19 protein-coding genes are annotated in these 18,359 nt (G+C 63.5%); 9 read left to right on the top strand and 10 right to left on the bottom strand.

The window, feature by feature from the left end; translation table 11 throughout:
- Nucleotides 1-148 precede the first annotated feature (148 nt).
- Both MST27_RS18230 and MST27_RS18225 read left to right on the top strand, forming a co-directional pair.
- On the top strand, nt 149-553 hold the full coding sequence (locus MST27_RS18230; RefSeq protein WP_243607354.1) for a YkgJ family cysteine cluster protein: 405 nt from the start codon (nt 149-151) through the stop codon (nt 551-553).
- 134 nt (nt 554-687) lie between these two features.
- Nucleotides 688-1,140: a thioesterase domain-containing protein gene (locus MST27_RS18225; protein WP_243607353.1), complete on the top strand. Its 453-nt coding sequence runs from the start codon at nt 688-690 to the stop codon at nt 1,138-1,140.
- 93 nt (nt 1,141-1,233) lie between these two features.
- Here the strand turns inward: MST27_RS18225 and MST27_RS18220 are convergent, their stop codons facing one another.
- The 6 genes from MST27_RS18220 to MST27_RS18195 all read right to left on the bottom strand — a co-directional run bounded on the left by MST27_RS18220 (nt 1,234) and on the right by MST27_RS18195 (nt 7,579).
- Nucleotides 1,234-1,929: a carbonic anhydrase gene (locus tag MST27_RS18220; protein ID WP_243607352.1), complete on the bottom strand. Its 696-nt coding sequence runs from the start codon at nt 1,927-1,929 to the stop codon at nt 1,234-1,236.
- Nucleotides 1,930-2,035: 106 nt separating this feature from the next.
- A complete protein-coding gene (glsB, locus tag MST27_RS18215; protein WP_243607351.1) occupies nt 2,036-2,944 on the bottom strand; it encodes a glutaminase B in 909 nt (302 codons plus the stop codon).
- A 77-nt stretch (nt 2,945-3,021) separates the two neighbouring features.
- The gene (locus tag MST27_RS18210) at nt 3,022-3,324 is read right to left on the bottom strand and encodes a P-II family nitrogen regulator (protein WP_243607350.1); all 303 of its coding nucleotides are present in this window, start codon (nt 3,322-3,324) and stop codon (nt 3,022-3,024) included.
- A 1-nt stretch (nt 3,325) separates the two neighbouring features.
- Nucleotides 3,326-4,267: a sodium-dependent bicarbonate transport family permease gene (locus tag MST27_RS18205; RefSeq protein ID WP_243607349.1), complete on the bottom strand. Its 942-nt coding sequence runs from the start codon at nt 4,265-4,267 to the stop codon at nt 3,326-3,328.
- Between the two features lie 68 nt (nt 4,268-4,335).
- Entirely contained in the window at nt 4,336-6,153 is a 1,818-nt protein-coding gene (oadA, locus tag MST27_RS18200; protein ID WP_243607348.1) for a sodium-extruding oxaloacetate decarboxylase subunit alpha, read from the bottom strand.
- A gap of 10 nt (nt 6,154-6,163) precedes the next feature.
- Nucleotides 6,164-7,579 (bottom strand): acetyl-CoA carboxylase biotin carboxylase subunit, encoded by a 1,416-nt coding sequence (locus tag MST27_RS18195; protein ID WP_243607347.1) that lies wholly within the window; start codon nt 7,577-7,579, stop codon nt 6,164-6,166.
- Between the two features lie 224 nt (nt 7,580-7,803).
- Here MST27_RS18195 and MST27_RS18190 point away from each other — a divergent pair, with 224 nt between their 5' ends.
- Complete coding sequence (locus MST27_RS18190) at nt 7,804-8,766, top strand: LysR family transcriptional regulator (protein WP_275973299.1); 963 nt, start codon at nt 7,804-7,806, stop codon at nt 8,764-8,766.
- Here the strand turns inward: MST27_RS18190 and MST27_RS18185 are convergent.
- Together MST27_RS18185 and hexR are read right to left on the bottom strand one after the other, a co-directional pair.
- Nucleotides 8,720-8,923, bottom strand: coding sequence for a PA3496 family putative envelope integrity protein (locus tag MST27_RS18185; RefSeq protein ID WP_243607345.1), 204 nt, complete (start codon nt 8,921-8,923; stop codon nt 8,720-8,722). The genes MST27_RS18190 and MST27_RS18185 overlap by 47 nt on opposite strands.
- Nucleotides 8,924-9,023: 100 nt before the next feature.
- Complete coding sequence (gene hexR, locus MST27_RS18180) at nt 9,024-9,890, bottom strand: transcriptional regulator HexR (protein WP_243607344.1); 867 nt, start codon at nt 9,888-9,890, stop codon at nt 9,024-9,026.
- A gap of 270 nt (nt 9,891-10,160) precedes the next feature.
- Here hexR and zwf point away from each other — a divergent pair, with 270 nt between their 5' ends.
- The 6 genes from zwf (at nt 10,161) to MST27_RS18150 (ending at nt 16,990) form a co-directional block, all read left to right on the top strand.
- Nucleotides 10,161-11,612: a glucose-6-phosphate dehydrogenase gene (gene zwf / locus MST27_RS18175; protein WP_423707167.1), complete on the top strand. Its 1,452-nt coding sequence runs from the start codon at nt 10,161-10,163 to the stop codon at nt 11,610-11,612.
- 646 nt (nt 11,613-12,258) lie between these two features.
- Nucleotides 12,259-12,792 carry a diaminobutyrate acetyltransferase gene (gene ectA, locus MST27_RS18170; protein WP_243607343.1) on the top strand — a complete coding sequence of 178 codons (534 nt, stop codon included), beginning with the start codon at nt 12,259-12,261 and terminating at the stop codon, nt 12,790-12,792.
- Nucleotides 12,789-14,063, top strand: a complete 1,275-nt coding sequence (gene ectB / locus MST27_RS18165; protein WP_243607342.1) for a diaminobutyrate--2-oxoglutarate transaminase — start codon at nt 12,789-12,791, stop codon at nt 14,061-14,063. Before ectA ends, ectB begins: the two co-directional genes overlap by 4 nt.
- Before the next feature lie 13 nt (nt 14,064-14,076).
- Complete coding sequence (locus MST27_RS18160; RefSeq protein WP_243607341.1) at nt 14,077-14,472, top strand: ectoine synthase; 396 nt, start codon at nt 14,077-14,079, stop codon at nt 14,470-14,472.
- Between the two features lie 79 nt (nt 14,473-14,551).
- Nucleotides 14,552-15,460, top strand: coding sequence for an ectoine hydroxylase (gene thpD, locus MST27_RS18155; RefSeq protein ID WP_243607390.1), 909 nt, complete (start codon nt 14,552-14,554; stop codon nt 15,458-15,460).
- 99 nt (nt 15,461-15,559) lie between these two features.
- Complete coding sequence (locus MST27_RS18150; RefSeq protein WP_243607340.1) at nt 15,560-16,990, top strand: aspartate kinase; 1,431 nt, start codon at nt 15,560-15,562, stop codon at nt 16,988-16,990.
- A 39-nt stretch (nt 16,991-17,029) separates the two neighbouring features.
- Here MST27_RS18150 and MST27_RS18145 read toward each other — a convergent pair whose 3' ends face one another.
- Together MST27_RS18145 and MST27_RS18140 are read right to left on the bottom strand one after the other, a co-directional pair.
- Nucleotides 17,030-17,839: a cytochrome c oxidase assembly protein gene (locus MST27_RS18145; protein WP_243607339.1), complete on the bottom strand. Its 810-nt coding sequence runs from the start codon at nt 17,837-17,839 to the stop codon at nt 17,030-17,032.
- Nucleotides 17,836-18,291 carry a DUF2243 domain-containing protein gene (locus MST27_RS18140; RefSeq protein WP_243607338.1) on the bottom strand — a complete coding sequence of 152 codons (456 nt, stop codon included), beginning with the start codon at nt 18,289-18,291 and terminating at the stop codon, nt 17,836-17,838. The genes MST27_RS18145 and MST27_RS18140 overlap by 4 nt, the downstream gene beginning before the upstream one ends.
- Between the last annotated feature and the right edge of the window lie 68 nt (nt 18,292-18,359).

The following is an 18,359-nucleotide window of genomic DNA, read 5'->3' as shown; positions in this document are numbered from 1 at the left end:
GGTTCCCGGCAAACGGCAATACAGACAGGTTTGCAGGTTTCGACCGACTTTGCGTGACCGTCTGTCCGTCGTTCGACTCATCGGATTCGCTGGAAATTCCATGGCGGCTCGTTATGATCGCGCGCCCGCCTGACCCGATGACGCCACCGTGAAGACTCGCCTGATCGCCGCTGCCGACCCCGATCGCCTGGAAACCTGGGCGCGCTACAGCAACGGGCTGTGTCGCGACTGCCGCGCGACCTGCTGCACGCTGCCGGTCGAGGTGCGCATCGAGGATCTGATCCGCCTGGGCGTGGCCGATGCCTTCGAGCGGGCCGAACCGGCGAAACAGGTTGCACGGCGACTGCAAAAAGCCGGCATCGTCGAGCACTTCAACCACAAGCGAGAGGTGTTCACGCTCACCCGGCTGGCCAACGGCGACTGCCTGTACCTGGACCGGACTTCCCGGTTGTGCACGGTCTATGCCAAGCGTCCGGACACCTGCCGCAACCATCCACAGATCGGCCCGAGGCCAGGGTACTGCGCCTATCAGCCGAAATCGGCGACGCGCTGATACGCCTCGGACGGGCAGGCCCTGAACCGCCTTCGCAGGCGATAAAAAAGCGCCGCAGGAAACTGGCAATATCGTGACTCAACAGTCATGCTTGACGTCTGCCTGTATCCGCAAACGTTAGGAATCTACCCGGCATGAGCCGCGATAGCCGCTACCTGGAAGCCATCCTGCACCACGACATTCCCCTGACCCGGGCCATGGGCCTGCGTGTCGAGAGCTGGGAAAACCACGAGCTACGCCTGAAGGTCCCACTGCAAGCGAACATCAACCACAAGAGCAGCATGTTCGGCGGCAGCCTCTATTGCGCGTCGGTGTTGGCCGGATGGGGCTGGCTGCACCTGCGGCTGCGCGAGGCCGGTATCGAGGACGGGCATATCGTCATCCACGAAGGCCAGATCGAATATCCGCTGCCGGTGGTCGATGACGCCACGGCCATCTGTCCCGCCCCGGACGACAACGCCTGGGAGCGTTTCGAGACCATCTATCGCCGCCGCGGCCGCTCGCGCCTGACGCTGCAAAGCCGCATCCTCGCCGCCGATGGCCGCGACGCCGTGCGCTTCACCGGCCAGTTCGTGCTGCACAAATAGGTCGCGCCAGCCCGACCTGTACCAAACCGGTGCAGCGGGCACGCAACGCGGCCCGACGTTGCGCAAGGCGCCAGACGGCGCCCTGCTCCAGCCTCAGACATAACGCGACTTTGGCGTGGCCATCGGCAGCGGGCCGTCGCCGATCAGGCGGAACTCGCCGCGCGCGGCATCATAAGCGCGAATTTCGCTGGTACCGATGTTGTAGACCCAGCCGTGGATGAACAGCTGACCGCTGGCCAGGCGCGCTGCCACCGACGGGTGGGTGCGCAGGTGGTCGAGCTGGGCGAGGACGTTTTCCTCGGTCAAGGTGCCAAGCGTGTTGTGATCGGCGCACCCGCAGTTTTCCTCGACCACCGTACGCGCGACCTCGGCGTGGCGCAGCCAGCTGCGCACGGTCGGCATGCCGTCGAGGCTCGAGGGGTTCAGCACGGCCTTCATCGCACCGCAGTCGGAGTGCCCGCAGACGATGATGTGCTGGACGCCGAGTGCCATCACCGCGAATTCGATCGCCGTCGACACGCCGCCGTTCATGATGCCGTAGGGCGGCACGATGTTGCCCACGTTGCGGGTGACGAACAGGTCGCCCGGCGAACTCTGGGTGATCAGCTCCGGCAGGATGCGCGAGTCGGCGCAGGTAATGAACATCGCCCGTGGCGTCTGCTCGTTGGCCAGCTTGTTGAACAGCTCACGCTGCTGCGGATAGATCTCTTCGCGAAACTGCATGACGCCCGCGATCAGGTTGTCGAGCGCCTCCTGCGCCGTCTCGCTCTTCTTTTCTTCAAGGCTCATAACGCGTTCTCTTTTCGTTTTGGTTGGGGTTCGACGCTGCGCCGCTCGCGTACGGCACCGCGAAGCTGTGACAGCGCGTAACGGCCCGCGGCCACATCACCTGTCATCAGAAGATAGACCAGCCGATCCGCTGCGAGAGTTTCTCCAGCGCCGCCATGCCGATCAGCGAATTGCCGGCCTGATTCAACTCCGGCGACCAGACGCACACGGAAAAACGCCCCGGCACCACGGCGACGATGCCGCCGCCCACGCCGCTCTTGCCGGGCAGACCGACGCGGTAGGCAAAATTGCCGGCCTCGTCGTACAGGCCGCTGGTCGCCATGATGGCGTTGACCTGCTTCGCCTGGCGCGGGCTGAGCACAGGTTCGCCACCCGCCAGGCAGGCTCCGTCGCGGGCAAGGAAACCGAAGGCGCGCGCGAGGTCAATGCAGCTCATGCGCAGTGCGCAATGATGGAAGTAGCTGCGCAGCACCGCTTCGACATCGTTGTGGAAATTGCCGAACGCCTGCATCAGATACGCCATGGCGGCATTGCGGGCGCGGTGCTGGTATTCCGACTCCGCGACCACCGAATCGGAGACGATCAGCGGGTTGTCCGCGAGATGCCGGACGAAATCGCGCATCGACAGCGCCGGCACCGCGAAGCGCGACTGGTTGATGTCGCAGATCACCAGCGCGCCGGCATTGATGAAGGGATTGCGCGGTTTGCCTCGCTCGAACTCCAGCTGCACCAGGGAGTTGAACGGCTGCCCAGACGGCTCGTGACCCAGCCGTTCCCATAGCGATTCGCCGCAATGCTTGATCGCCTGTACGAGGCTGAAGACCTTGGAAATGCTCTGGATGGAGAACGGGGTCGTCGCATCACCCGCGTGAAACAGCTCGCCGTCGGCGCTGTAGACGGCGATGCCGAGCTGGTTGGCCGGCACGTCCGCCAGCGCGGGAATGTAATCAGCCACCTTGCCCTGCCCGAGCAACGGGCGGACCTCTTCGAGAATCTCTTCAAGCACTGCTTGCATGCATACGGCTCCAACCGGGTCAGCTGGATTGACGCCCGTCTGGCCTGGCGCATCACAGCCGAGGGTGGAATGTCCCCTCAGAATTTCTCGGGCCGCAAGACCTGCACATCGGCGAGGTAGCAGACCATGGCGAAGTTGTCGTAGTAGCGCGCCTGCAGGTGCTCGGCGATGTGTTCGGCGAGTTCGCGGGCACAGATGATTTCCAGGCGGATGTTGCCCTCGGTATCCCACTCGGCGCTGCGCACGCCACGGCTGCCACGCCCACGGGCCTCGGACAGCGTCCAGCCCGGCGCGCCAAGCCGGTCGAGGTCGGCCAACAGCTTCTTTTCCAGCGCCGCCTCGCAAATTACTGTGAGCAGAGTTCGGGTCGCGGTCGTCATGTCAGAGCCCCCAGGCGATCAGGGTTTCGGCCAGCGCAAGATACAACGGGATGCCGACCAGGATGTTGAAGGGAAAGGTAACGCCCAGCGACGCGGTCAGCGAGAGCGAGGGATTGGCCTCCGGCAGCGCCAGGCGCATGGCGGCCGGCACGGCGATGTAGGACGCACTGGCGGCCAGGGTCGCCAGCATCGCGGTGCCGCCGAGCGACAACCCCATCAGCCGGGCCAGCAGCGCTCCGATCAGCGCACCCACCAACGGCATGCCCAGGCCGAACGTGACCAGGCGCAGACCGTATCGCCTGAGCGCGCCCAATTGCCCCGAGGCGATCAGCCCCATCTCCAACAGGAAGAGCGCCAGCACCGGTTTGAACATACTGGTGTAGAAGGGCTCGAGCGGCTTGATCGCCTCCTTTCCGGCGATGGCACCAATGATCAACCCGCCCAGCAGCAGCATGATGCTCTTGCCCAGGAAGATCTCCCGGCCGAGTTCGCGCCAGTTCGTTTCCCGCGTGATGCCCTTGGCCAGGATGATGCCGACGAGAATCGCCGGTATTTCCAGGATCGCCACGAACAGCGGCATATAGCTTTCGAAGGCCACCTGGTTGGCCAGCAGAAAGGCCACCACCACGGCGAAGGTACCGGCACTGACCGAGCCGTAATGCGCCGCGACGCTCGCCGAGTCGACGCGAGAAAACCCCAGCAGGCGCAACGCCGGAAACGCCAGCAGCGGCAGCGTGCAGCCCAGCAGCAGCACCAGCGCCGACTGGCCGAGCAAGGCCGCGCTGGCCTGCTCGGCCAGTTCCACGCCACCGTGCAGCCCGATCGCCAGCAACAGCAGGATCGACAACGTGTCGTACAGCGCCGGCGGCAGTTTCAACTCGCTTTTCACCAGGCCGGCGAACAGGCCGAACAGGAAGAACAGCACGACCGGGTCAAGGCCCATCGATACCTCCTCGTCTCATATCTAGCAGGCAAAAAAAGGGAGCCTTGCGGCTCCCGAAGGGACGTCTGTCAGCCCTCGATCTCGATCAGCAGATCACCGGGGGTCACCCGGTCCCCCTTGGCTACGTGCACCGCTTTGACCGTACCGGCGATCGGTGCCTGGATTTCGGTTTCCATCTTCATTGCTTCGGTGATCAGCACCGCCTGGCCGGCCTTGACCGCATCGCCTTCCTTGACGAGCACATCGACGATGTTGCCCGGCATGCTGGTGCTGACGTCGCCCGGCGCGCTCGCCTGCTTGCGCTGACCGCCGCTGCCGCCGCCGACGAAGTTGTTCAGCGGCTCGAATACCACCTCTTCCGGCATCCCATCGATGGAGAGGAAGAAGTGCCGCTTGCCCTCGCCCTTCACCCCGACGCCGGTGATGTCGACGCGGTAGGTCTCGCCGTGCACGTCGATGACGAACTCGGTCGGCACACCCTGCCCGCCCGCCGCGGTCGCCGTGCTGCCGTCAGGAATCGGCAGCAAAGTTTCGGGCACCAGGGTGCCGGCCTCGCGCTCCTCGAGGAATTTGCGGCCGATGTCGGGGAACATGGCATAAGTCAGCACGTCTTCTTCGGACTCGGCCAACGCGCCGATTTCGCGCCGCAACTTGTCCAACTCGGGCTTGATCAGGTCCGCCGGGCGCACCTCGATGAGCTCTTCGCCGCCGATGGCCTGGCGCTGCAGCTTGGCGTCGATAGTGCCCGGCGCCTTGCCATAGCCGCCCTGTAAATAGAGCTTCACCTCGTTGGTGATGGTCTTGTAGCGCTCACCTGCGAGCACGTTGAAGAAGGCCTGGGTGCCTACGATCTGCGAAGTCGGCGTAACCAGCGGCGGGTAGCCGAGGTCCTTACGCACGCGCGGGATCTCGGCCAGCACTTCGTCCATGCGGTTGAGCGCGCCCTGCTCCTTGAGCTGGTTGGCCAAGTTGGAAATCATCCCGCCCGGCACCTGATTGACCTGCACGCGGGTGTCGACGCCGGTGAAGTCGCTCTCGAACTGGTGGTACTTCTTGCGCACCGCATAGAAGTACAGCCCGATCTCCTGGATCAGTTCCAGATCGAGGCCGGTGTCATAGGGCGTGCCCCGCAGCGCGGCGACCATGGACTCGGTGCCGGGGTGGCTGGTGCCCCAGGCCATGGAGGAGATCGCGGTGTCGATGTGGTCGGCGCCATTCTCGATGGCCTTGAGCTGACACATGCTGGCTACGCCCGCCGTGTCGTGGGAATGGATGAACACCGGCAGATCGATCTCGGCCTTCAGCGCGCGGACCAGGTCGCCCGTGGCGAATGGCGTCAGCAGGCCGGCCATGTCCTTGATGGCGATGGAGTCGACACCCATGTCACGCATCGCCCGCGCCTGTTCGACGAACAGCTCGACGGTATGCACCGGGCTGGTGGTGTAGGCAATGGTGCCCTGGGCGTGCTTGCCGGTCTTCTTGACCGCGCGGATGGCGGTCTCCAGGTTCCGGACGTCATTCATCGCATCGAAGATGCGAAACACGTCGATGCCGTTCTCGGCCGCCTTGGCGCAGAATGCCTCGACCACATCGTCGGCATAGTGCCGGTAACCCAGCAGGTTCTGCCCACGCAGCAACATCTGCAGCCGGGTGTTCGGCAGCGCCGCCTTGAGCTGGCGCAGGCGCTCCCAGGGATCTTCCTTGAGGAAGCGCACGCAGGCATCGAAGGTCGCCCCGCCCCAGACTTCCAGCGACCAGTAGCCGACACGGTCGAGCTTTTCGCAGATGGGCAGCATGTCCTCGGTGCGCATGCGGGTGGCGATCAGCGACTGATGGGCATCGCGCAGGATGGTGTCGGTTACGGTGATTTTCTTCTGAACAGTCATGGTTCGTTCCTCACAGTCCTGCGTGGGCGGCGATGGCGGCAGCGATGGCCAGAGCCAGCTCGCCCGGCTTGCGTTTGATCGAGTAGTTCAGCAGCTCCGGATGGTTGTCGACGAAGCTGGTGTTGAACTGCCCGCTGCGAAAATCCGGGTTGGCGAGGATCTGCTGATAGTAGGTCGCGGTGGTCTTCACGCCTTGTACGCGCATGTCGTCCAGTGCACGCGAGCCGCGGGCCAGCGCCTCTTCCCAGGTCAACGCCCAGACGATCAGCTTCAGGCACATGGAGTCGTAGTACGGCGGAATGGTGTAGCCGGTGTAGATCGCCGTGTCGGTGCGCACGCCCGGGCCGCCGGGGGCGTAGTAGCGGGTGATCTTGCCGAAGCAGGGCAGGAAGTTGTTGCGCGGCTCCTCGGCGTTGATGCGGAACTGCAGGGCGAAGCCGCGATACTGGATGTCTTCCTGCTTGACCGAGAGCGGCAGGCCGGAGGCGATGCGGATCTGCTCGCGGACGATATCGATGCCGGTGATTTCCTCGGTGATGGTGTGTTCCACCTGTACCCGGGTGTTCATCTCCATGAAGTACACCTCGCCTTCGGCGAGCAGGAACTCCACGGTGCCGGCGTTCTCGTAGCCCACCGCCTTGGCGGCGCGTACCGCCAGGTCGCCGATGTAGGCACGCTGCTCGGGCGTGAGCTGCGGGCTCGGGGCGATTTCGATGAGCTTCTGATTGCGGCGCTGGATCGAGCAATCGCGCTCGAACAGGTGCACGGTATTGCCGAAGCTGTCGGCAAGGATCTGCGCTTCGATGTGCTTGGGCTCGACGATGCACTTTTCGAGGAACACATCGGCGCTGCCGAACGCCTTGGTGGCCTCGGAGATCACCCGCGGATAGGCCTGAGCCAGCTCTTCGGGCGTATTGCAGCGGCGAATACCGCGCCCGCCACCGCCGGATGTCGCCTTGAGCATTACCGGATAGCCGATGCGTTCGGCTTCGGCCAGGGCCTGCTCGGCGCTGGCGACGTTGCCTTCGGTGCCGGGCGTAACCGGCACACCGGCCTTGATCATGCTGCGCCGCGCCTCGGTCTTGTCGCCCATGCGGCGGATCACGTCAGCCCTGGGGCCAACGAACTTGATCCCACGTTCGGCGCAGATCTCGGCAAGCTCGGCGTTCTCAGACAGGAAGCCGTACCCCGGGTGCAAGGCATCGCAACCGGTCTCCACGGCCAGATTCACCAGCTTGCGGGGGTTGAGGTAGCCGGCGAGGGGGTCGTCACCGATGAAATAGGCTTCGTCGGCACGCTTGACGTGCAGCGCGTGACGGTCCGGCTCGGCGAAAACCGCCACTGAGCGCACGCCCATTTCTGCGCAGGCCCGCACGATGCGGACGGCGATTTCACCGCGATTGGCGATCAGCAGCTTCTTGATCACGCTGTCATTCCCTTCGGTCGATGAGCGGTGTCCACTGAGGACATTCGTGCCTGCACGCCGTGCAAGCCTTTAAACCCTACGCCCGCCGGTACGATTAATTGAAATGAATAATAGTTTGATGCTGAATAAGTAATTACTTATAGATGGCGTTGCAAGGCTGGCGCGCGCCTGCGGCAGTTGACGAGCCGAGCCGGATGACGGCACGAAAAAAGGCAGCGAACACTATGCGAAAAACCATGATGAGGCTGACATTGCGTCAGCTACAGGTGTTCCGGGCGGTATGCGAAAGCCGCTCCTACAGCCGTGCTGCAGACGAGATGGCGCTGACCCAACCGGCGGTGAGCCTGCAGATTCGCCAGCTCGAAGAGCTGATCGGCCAGCCGCTGTTCGAATACCTCGGCCGGAAGCTCTACCTCACCCCGGCCGCCGAAGCACTGCAGCGTGCCAGCACCGATATCTTCGGCCGGCTGGACAGCCTCGACATGCAACTCTCCGATCTGCAGGGCTCGCTGCAAGGCCAGCTCAACCTGGCCGTCGAATCGAGCGCCAAGTACATCACCCCGCACCTGTTCGCCGCCTTCAAGCGGCAACATCCCGAGGTCAATCTCGAACTGGTGGTGGTCAACCATGCGCAAGCGGTCAAACGGCTGTCGGTGAGCCGCGACGACCTGCTGATCATGTCGCAGGTGCCGACCGACATGGACCTCGAGTTCATGCCATTCCTGGACAATCCGATCGTTGCAGTCGCCCCGGCGGGCCATCCGCTGTGCCAGATCGGCGACCTCACATTGCAGGACCTGACCGCCTATCCATTGCTAGTCCGCGAGCCTGGCTCAGGCACACGCAAGGCCAGCGAGGACTACCTCAGGCAGAAGCGCGCCCACTTCGCCCAGACGACCCAGGTCGCCTCGCTCGATGCGCTGCGTGAAGCCGTGGTGGCCGGACTGGGCGTGGCGCTGATGCCGCGCCATGCCGTGCACCTGGAGGTGGCGCACGGCCTGTTGTGCGAGCTGCCGGTGCAGGAACTGCCGCTGTACCGCAGCTGGTGCGTGGTTCATCCGCGCGGCAAGCGTCTTAGCCCGGTGGCGCAAGCGTTCTTCGCGTTCATCCGCGCCGAGCGGGCCCGGATCAGCGCCCTGGCTACACGCTTTGACGCCGCTCCGACAGCCCATCGAGCATCGGGCTGATCATCAACAGGTCGGGGAATTCGGTCAGCTGGGCCTGCAGTTGCCGCTGTTCGTCATAGCTTTCGATCGCACGCCGGAAATACATACGGCGTTCGTCCTGCAACTTGCGACGGGTACGGGCATCGAGGTTGACGTGAGCTTCGCGGTGCGGGGCCATGCGCTTTCTCCCGAAACAGAAGGTGGGAGTTCCAGCATCAGAGCACCGCGTGACGGCATGAGGTCAGCGAGATGACAGGGTGATGACCGTCGCCCGGCGGCTAGTCTTCATGCGCCTTCACCGATTTGGGCGACAGGCGCAGGCTGCGCAAGCTGCGCTTGACGCTTTTGAGGTGGTTGACCAGGCTTGGTCCGCGCGCCATGGCAACGCCCATCGCCAGCACGTCGATGACCACCAGGTGCGCGATGCGCGAGGTCAGCGGGGTGTAGATTTCGGTGTCTTCCTGAACGTCGATCGCCAGGTTGATGGTCGCCAGCTCCGCCAGTGGCGTCTGGCTCGGGCAGAGGGTGATCAGCGTGGCCCCTGTCTCGCGAACCACATTGGCGGTGATCAGCAGGTCCTTCGAGCGCCCGGACTGCGAGATGCAGATCGCCACGTCGGTCGGTTTCAGCGTGACCGCGGACATCGCCTGCATGTGCGGATCGGAATACGCCGCCGCGCTGAGCAACAGGCGGAAGAACTTGTGCTGCGCATCGGTGGCCACCGCGCCGGACGCGCCGAAGCCATAGAACTCGACACGCTCGGCCGCCGCCATGGCCTTCACCGCTCGCTCCAGCGCGTCCGGGTCGAGTCGCTCGCGCACCTCCATCAGCGTATGCAGCGTGGTGTCGAAGATCTTCAGCGCGAAATCGGTGACCGAATCGTTCTCACTGATGGCGAACTGACCGAAGCTGGCGCCGGCGGCGAGGCTCTGCGCGAGCTTGAGCTTCAGATCCTGGAAGCCCAGGCAACCAATGGCGCGACAGAAGCGGACGATGGTCGGCTCGCTCACCCCGACCGTGTGGGCAAGATCCGCCATGGAGCTGTGCATCACGGCCGCCGGATCGAGCAACACATGGTCGGCGACCTTGAGTTCCGACTTGCGCAGCGAGCTTCTCGATTGGGCGATGTGTTGCAGCAGGTTCACGTTCGGGACTCGCTATGATCAGTACCTGACAGCCTGATCGAGCGTGGCTGCATGCTCGGTCCAGACGTGCCGGCTGGGTGTAGTGGGCTTGTAGTTATACTACAAGCGACGCAGTATCGCCCAACTGCTGGCGGTTGAAAACGCAAGCGAGGCAGGCAAGACAAGGCCAAAGCAGCCGAAAGCGCGGGCAATGAGACTCGGCCCCACCCATCCGAGACCCACCCGCGAGGCCTGCCCATCGAGCCCATCCACCCTCTGAGGAGCGATGCTGTGTCCATTTCCTGCGACATGCTGGTGTTTGGCGGCACCGGCGACCTGGCGCTACACAAACTCATCCCGGCGCTCTATCACCTGCACCGCGAAAACCGGCTGCACGACGATGTGCGGATCATCGCGCTCGCCCGGCAGGACATCGACCGCGATGCGTACCTCGCCCTGACCGAGCGTCATGCCCGGGCCGAAATCGCGCGCAGCGACTTCGAGCCTGCGGTCTGGGACAGGTTCAGCCAGCGCCTCGACTATTTCGCCATGGACGCCTCCCAGCGCAGCGAATTCATCCGCCTCGCCCATTATCTCGGCCAGGCCGAAGGCCGCGTGCGCGTGCATTACCTGGCGACCGCGCCCACCCTCTTCGTGCCCATCGCTTCGAATCTGGAGAGCGCCGGCCTCGCCGGGGAAAACGCGCGCATCGTGCTGGAAAAACCCATTGGCCACTCGCTCGACTCGGCGTTGGAGATCAATGAAGCGATCGGCATGGTGTTTCCTGAATCGCGCATCTACCGGATCGATCACTACCTGGGCAAGGAAACGGTGCAGAACCTGATGGCCCTGCGCTTCGCCAACGCGCTCTTCGAACCCATCTGGCGCGCCGGGCACATCGACCATGTGCAGATCACCGTGGCCGAGACGCTGGGCGTGGAGAACCGCGGCAGTTACTACGACCACGCCGGCGCCATGCGCGACATGCTGCAGAACCATTTGCTCCAGTTGCTCTGCCTGGTGGCAATGGAGGCACCGGTGCGCTTCGATGCGAAATCCATCCGCGGCGAGAAGGTCAAGGTGCTCGAGGCGCTCAAGCCCATCACCGGAGGCGATGTCCAGGACAAGACCGTGCGCGGCCAGTACGGCGCCGGACGGATTGGCGGCCACGACGTGCAGGCCTACTACTTCGAGAAAAACGTCGACAACGACAGCGACACCGAAACCTTCGTCGCGGTGAAGGCGGAAATCGACAACTGGCGCTGGGCCGGCGTGCCCTTCTACCTGCGTACCGGCAAGCGCATGGCGCGCAAACGCTCTGAGATCATCATCACCTTCAAGCAGGTGCCGCATCAGCTGTTCAGCAAGGGCGAGGTAAACCGTCTGGTGATCAGCCTGCAGCCCGAGGAAAGCATCAGCCTGCAGCTGATGGCCAAAGCACCGGGCAAGGGCATGCAGCTCGAACCGGTGGAGCTGGACCTGAACCTTGCACACGCCTTCAGCAGCACGCGCCGCTGGGAGGCCTATGAGCGGCTGCTGCTGGACGTCATCGAGGGTGATTCGACGCTGTTCATGCGCCGCGACGAGGTCGAGGCGGCCTGGAACTGGGTGGACCCCATCCTGCGCGGCTGGCAGAGCCACTATCGCAAACCACGCCCCTACCCGGCCGGCACCGACGGACCCGAGCAGGCGCGCCGCCTGATCGAACACCAGGGCCGCCAGTGGTGGCGCCAAGCCACCTGAACACCGCATCACGCTTTGACTGGAGTTCCCCGTGAGGCCCGCGATAGAGCGGCTTGCGGGGAATTACCCACAACTAACGCGACCACCCCCAGGCAACTTGCGCGCATCGCTCTCGAAACTCCACACCAACTAACGCGCCATAAAAATTTCATTTACGGGATGAAGTCGGCCTTTTCAGGCCGAGCACGGGCGAATATCGCGTAGTGCGAGCGCCGTTCAACCCAAGCCTTTTCCTGCTGATTTGGCCTCGATTCCGCCAGCAACTTTCGCCGTATCGACCGACGGGTCACAGCCGTATTCGGCGCCAAACTTTACTGCGCTCCAACTCTAGCGACTTTCCTTATAAATCAATCACTTGGATATCTATCGCCTGCGCTTTTCGCTATCGCCGATTCTCGCGCTTCGCAGCCACCGTCTCACGGCGAAAATATTCCCCGATCAGCCACAGATGTTCCGAACCGGATGGATTAGTTTCAGCCGCGCATTTCGCTTGTTTCATGAATAGTTCAACTTTCACGATGAGCGGCCAACTTCGTCGATATGGGAACTGGCATACTCCGGCGGCTATCGCCCTTGGGGTTGAGATTCTTTTTTCGATGTGTTTATTCTTGAAAAGGATTCAATCAGCAACCCAAAAGGTTTTGTTTTGAGTGTTCCTACCGTAACGCTCCGTCGCCCCCACGACGGCGACGGTTATCCCCTCCATGAGCTGGTCGCACGCTGCCAGCCACTGGACACCAATTCGGTGTACTGCAACCTTCTGCAATGCTCCGATTTCGCCGACACCTCCATCGCTGCGGTCAACGCAGACGGTCATCTGGTCGGGTTCATTTCCGGTTACTGCCCTCCTGCCCGCCCGGACACGCTGTTCGTCTGGCAGGTCGCCGTCGACTCGTCGATGCGCGGTCAGGGGCTGGCGCTACGCATGTTGATGGCCCTGGTCGCCCGGGTCGCCAACGAGCAAGGCGTATGCAACCTGGAAACCACCATCTCGCCGGATAACGGGGCCTCCCAGGCGCTGTTCAAAAAAGCCTTCGCCAAGCTCGGCGTCGACTACAGCACCCGCACCCTGTTTTCCCGCGCCGAACATTTCGCCGGCAAGCACGAAGACGAAGTGCTCTACCGCGCCGGCCCGTTCGCCGCACCCCATTCAGAAGAAGAACTAGAGGAAACCGCATGAAAACTTTCGAACTGCACGAATCTGGCGTTCGCAGCTACTGCCGATCCTTCCCCGTGGTCTTCAAGCAGGCTCGTGGCGCAGAACTGATCACCCGCGAGGGCAAGCACTACATCGACTTCCTGGCCGGTGCCGGTACGCTGAACTACGGCCACAACCATCCGGTACTCAAGCAGGCGCTGCTCGACTACATCGCCGCCGACGGCCTGACGCACGGCCTGGACATGTACTCGGACGCGAAGGAGAACTTCCTCTCCACCTTCGATCGCCTGATCCTCAAGCCGCGCAACATGGACTACGTCATGCAGTTCACCGGCCCGACCGGCACCAACGCGGTCGAGGCCGCGCTGAAGCTGGCGCGCAAGGTGACCGGACGCAACAACATCATCAGCTTCACCAACGGCTTCCACGGCTGCAGCATCGGCGCGCTGGCCGCGACCGGCAACAAGCACCACCGTGGGGCCGCGGGCGTGGCCCTGGCCGACGTCAGCCGCATGCCCTACGCCAACTATTTCGGCGACAAGGTCAACACCATCGGCATGATGGACAAGCTGCTCAGCGACCCGTCCAGCGGCATCGACAAGCCCGCCGCGGTCATCGTCGAGGTGGTCCAGGGTGAAGGTGGCCTGAACGCCGCGTCCGCCGACTGGATCCGCAAGCTGGAAAAACTCTGCCGCAAGCACGAGATGCTGCTGATCGTCGATGACATCCAGGCCGGTTGCGGCCGTACCGGCACCTTCTTCAGTTTCGAAGAGATGGGCATCAAGCCGGACATGATCACCCTGTCCAAGTCGCTGTCTGGCTACGGTTTGCCGTTCGCCATGGTGCTGCTGCGCAAGGAATTGGACCAGTGGAAGCCGGGCGAGCACAACGGCACCTTCCGCGGCAACAACCACGCGTTCGTCACCGCGGCCGCTGCCATCGAGCACTTCTGGAAGGACAGCGCGTTCGCCGATAGCGTCAAGGCCAAGGGCAAGCGCATCGCCGACGGCATGCACAAGATCGTTCGCCGCTACGGTCCGGACTCCCTGTTCGTCAAGGGTCGCGGAATGATGATCGGCATCAGCTGCCCGGACGGCGACACCGCCGCCGCCATCTGCCGCCACGCCTTCGAGAACGGCCTGGTCATCGAAACCAGCGGCGCCCACAGCGAAGTGGTCAAGTGCCTCTGCCCGCTGGTCATCAGCGAAGAGCAGATCGACAAGGCCATGAGCATCTTGGACAAGGCGTTCGCCGCCGTGATGTCCGAGCAGGCCGCCCACCAGGCTTCTTGAGAGGATTCAGAACATGATCGTACGTACCCTGGCCGAATGCGAGCAGTCCAACCGCAAGATCAAGACCGAGACCTGGGACAGCACCCGGATGCTGCTCAAGGACGACAAGATGGGCTTCTCGTTCCACATCACCACCATCTACGCCAACACCGAGACCCACATCCACTACCAGAACCATCTGGAGTCGGTGTACTGCATCAGCGGTAATGGCGAGGTGGAAACCATCGCCGACGGCAAGATCTACAAGATCGAGCCCGGCACCCTGTACATCCTCGACAAGCACGACGAGCACCTGCTGCGCGGCGGAAGCGAGGACATGAAGATGGCCTGCGTGTTCAACCCGCCGCTCAACGGTAAGGAAGTACACGACGAAAGCGGCGTCTACCCGCTCGAAGCCGAAACCGTTTGAGACTTGGAACAGGGCGCGGAGCCATCCGCCCCCGTCCCAAAAGACCGAAGGAATAGAAAGGAGAGCGAACGTGAACCCCGTGCAAGCCGACCTGTACCCTTCGCGCCAGCAGGACGAACCCAGCTGGCAGGAGCGTCTGGATCCGGTTGTCTACCGCCACGACCTGACCGACGCCCCGATTTCGCCGGAAATGATCGAAGGTTTCGAGCGCGACGGCTACCTGGTCATCCCCAACCTCTTCAGCGCCGAGGAAGTCGCGCTCTTTCGCGAAGAACTCGACCGCATGCGCCAGGACCCGGCGGTGGCCGAGTCCGGCAAGACCATCAAGGAACCCGACAGCGGCGCGATCCGCTCGGTGTTCGCCATTCACAAGGACAACGCGCTGTTCGCGCGGATCGCCGCCGACGAGCGCACCGCCGGTATCGCCAGCTTCATCCTCGGCGGTGACATCTATGTCCATCAGTCGCGCATGAACTTCAAGCCCGGCTTTACCGGCAAGGAGTTCTACTGGCACTCGGACTTCGAGACCTGGCATGTCGAGGACGGCCTGCCGCGCATGCGCACCCTGAGCTGCTCGATCCTGCTCACCGACAACGAGCCGCACAACGGCCCGCTGATGCTGGTCCCCGGCTCGCACAAGCATTTCGTCCGCTGCGTCGGTGCCACACCGGAGAATCACTACGAGAAGTCTCTGCGCAAGCAGGAGTTCGGCGTGCCGGATCACGACAGCCTGACGCAACTCGCCGACCGCTATGGCATCGACACCGCCACTGGCCCGGCGGGCACCGTGGTGTTCTTCGATTGCAACACCATGCACGGTTCGAACAGCAACATCACGCCGAGCGCGCGCAGCAATCTGTTCTACGTCTACAACCATGTGGATAATGCCGCGCAGGCCCCGTACTGCGGCCTTTCGCCCCGCCCGGCCTTCGTTGCCGAGCGCGAGGATTTCGAGCCGCTGCAGATCCAGAAACAAACGTATCTCTGACTGTTCGTATCAGGCCCATTCTTGGGCCTGATCTTTGTCGGCCGGCCAGATGGCGCGGCCCAGGGATGACATTCACCCCCAAGACGGGACGTTGAATCGATGCATACCGTAGAAAAAATCGGCGGCACCTCCATGAGCCGCTTCGATGAACTGCTGAGCAACATCTTCATCGGCCAGCGAACGGGTGACGCCCTCTACCAGCGCGTCTTCGTCGTGTCCGCCTACAGCGGCATGACCAACCTGCTGCTGGAACACAAGAAGACCGGCGAACCCGGGGTCTACCAGCGCTTCGCCGACGCCCGGAACGAAGGCGCCTGGCTCGACGCGCTCGAAGCCGTGCGGCAGAAGATGGTCGAGAAGAACGCCGAACTGTTCCAGACCGAATTCGAACTGCGCGCGGCCAACCAATTCATCAACGCGCGCATCGACGATGCCCGCGAGTGCATGAGCAGCCTGCAGCGCCTGTGCGCCTATGGCCACTTCCAGCTCGACGAGCACCTGATGAAGGTCCGCGAGATGCTCGCCTCCCTCGGCGAAGCGCACAGCGCCTTCAATTCGGTGCTGGCGATCAAGCACCGTGGCGTCAACGCCAAGATGGTCGACCTGACCGGCTGGCACCGCGATGCGCCGCTGCCCTTCGAGGAAATGGTGCGCGAGAGCTTCGTCGAGGTCGACCTGGCGCGCGAGCTGGTAGTCGCCACCGGCTACACCCATTGCAGCGAAGGCCTGATGAACACCTTCGACCGCGGCTACAGCGAGATCACCTTCGCCCAGATCGCCGCGGCCACCGGTGCGCGCGAGGCGATCATCCACAAGGAGTTTCACCTTTCCAGCGCCGATCCGAACCTGGTGGGTGCCGACAAGGTGGTCACCATCGGCCGCACCAACTATGACGTGGCCGACCAGTTGTCGAATCTCGGCATGGAGGCGATCCACCCGCGTGCGGCCAAGACGCTGCGCCGCGCCGGCATCGAGCTGCGCATCAAGAATGCCTTCGAGCCCGACCATGCCGGCACGCTCATCAGTCAGGACTACAAGAGCGAGCGGCCTTGCGTCGAGATCATCGCCGGGCGCAAGGACGTATTCGGTATCGAGGTCTTCGACCAGGACATGCTCGGCGACGTCGGCTACGACATCGAGATCAGTCGGATGCTCAAGCAGTTGCGCCTCTATGTCGTCAACAAGGACTCCGACGCCAACAGCATCACCTACTATGCCTCGGGTTCGCGCAAGCTGATCAACCGCGCCGCACGCCTCATCGAGGAGAAGTACCCGGCGGCGGAGGTCACCGTGCACAACGTGGCCATCGTTTCGGCGATCGGCTCGGACCTCAAGGTCAAGGGCATCCTCGCCAAGACCGTCGCAGCCCTGGCAGGCGCCGGCATCAGCATCCAGGCGGTGCACCAGTCGATCCGCCAGGTGGAAATGCAGTGCGTGGTCAACGAGGAAGACTACGACGACGCCGTCGCCGCACTGCACCGCGCATTGATCGAGCCTGAAAACCATGGCGACGTGATCGCCGCGGCCTGACCGACCGCCCACGCGTGTGCGACCCACCGCCGGGCCCGGCTACTGCTGGGCCCGGCGGTCTGCCGTCTGCCAGTCGTTGTCCGGAGCATGGCGGTGGCGATACCAGGTCGCGAAGAACACCAGCGCCAGCAACAGCTCGGCCAGATCCCCGCCGTAATACATCAGTTGCGCCGCCGCCTCGATTTCCGCCAGTGAATGCCCGGCATCCTTGGGGAAACCGTGGGCGTACATCAGCTTGCCCAGTGTCGAGTGCGCAGCGATCGCCGCAAAGAGCACCACCAGCCTGACGAACATGCCCGGGCGATGCGGTGCCGGGTCGGGGCCGGCGATGGACCAGCAGAACAGATAACCGGCCAGCACGAAATGCAGGTGCAGCCCGACATGCACCAGCGGCTCGCTGAAGCTCAACTGATACAGCGGCGTCAGGTACAGCAGATAAAGCCCGCCGATATCCAGCACCAGCGCCGTCACCGGGTGACTCAGCCAGCGTGCCGGCGGCGTCCCGGCGAGCTGCATGATGCGCCTGGCGCGCACCACCGGTACGCTGCGCAGCAGCAGGGTGCCAGGGGTGCCGAGCATCAGCGCGATGGGCGCGAACATGCCCAGCAGCAGGTGCTGCGTCATGTGGCCACGCAGATCGTTATGCCCCCACTCGACCATGGACGGCGACAGCGCGATCACCAGCAGGCCGCAACCGAGGCTGAAACTGCCCAGCCGCCAGCAGCTCCAGCCCTTGCGGGCGCGGCGCTGCGCACGGACGCCAAGCAGATACGCGAACCATAGCCCGATCGTCATCAGCACCAGGATGAACATGCCGCTGAGGGCAAGCAGATGCGCCTGATGCGTCATTGGTCGATCGTCTCCCGACGTGCGCGCTGCCAGATCAGGTACGCGATCACCAGCAGCAGCGCGCCGAAGCCGTTCCACGCCAGGTCGTACGGCCAGAGCTGATCGACGTACCGCACCTGATGCAGACGCAGCAGCTTATGGTTGACCAGCCCGTCGAAAAGCTGGAAACCGCCGGCGCCGAAACACAAACCGGCCCAGGCATGCATGCGCGACAGCGCGCCTCGGCGGCTGAGCGTGAGGAACAAGCGAAAGCCGGCCGCCAGCATGAGCAACTCGGCGGCGTGCAGGAGCCCATCGGACAGCAACGAGACGGCCAGGGTGGAGCGATCGAAGAAGTGGTGCCAGGCGAGCACCTGATGAAAGATGATCTCGTCGACTGCCGCCATCAGGCCGACGCCCAGAAATATCGCGGCGATCAGGCTGCCTCTGGCATCGACGGTGGTGGCGTTCACGCGGGCCTCCGGTGGATTCACGGGTGGCTCGCGTCGGCATCGGGAGAGTCGACCAAGCCCTGCCTATC

The organism is Stutzerimonas marianensis (assembly GCF_022810315.1).
Lineage (GTDB): Bacteria > Pseudomonadota > Gammaproteobacteria > Pseudomonadales > Pseudomonadaceae > Stutzerimonas > Stutzerimonas marianensis.
Note: the sequence above shows the minus strand (reverse complement) of the source record. Positions and strands in the feature narration are given on the sequence as shown.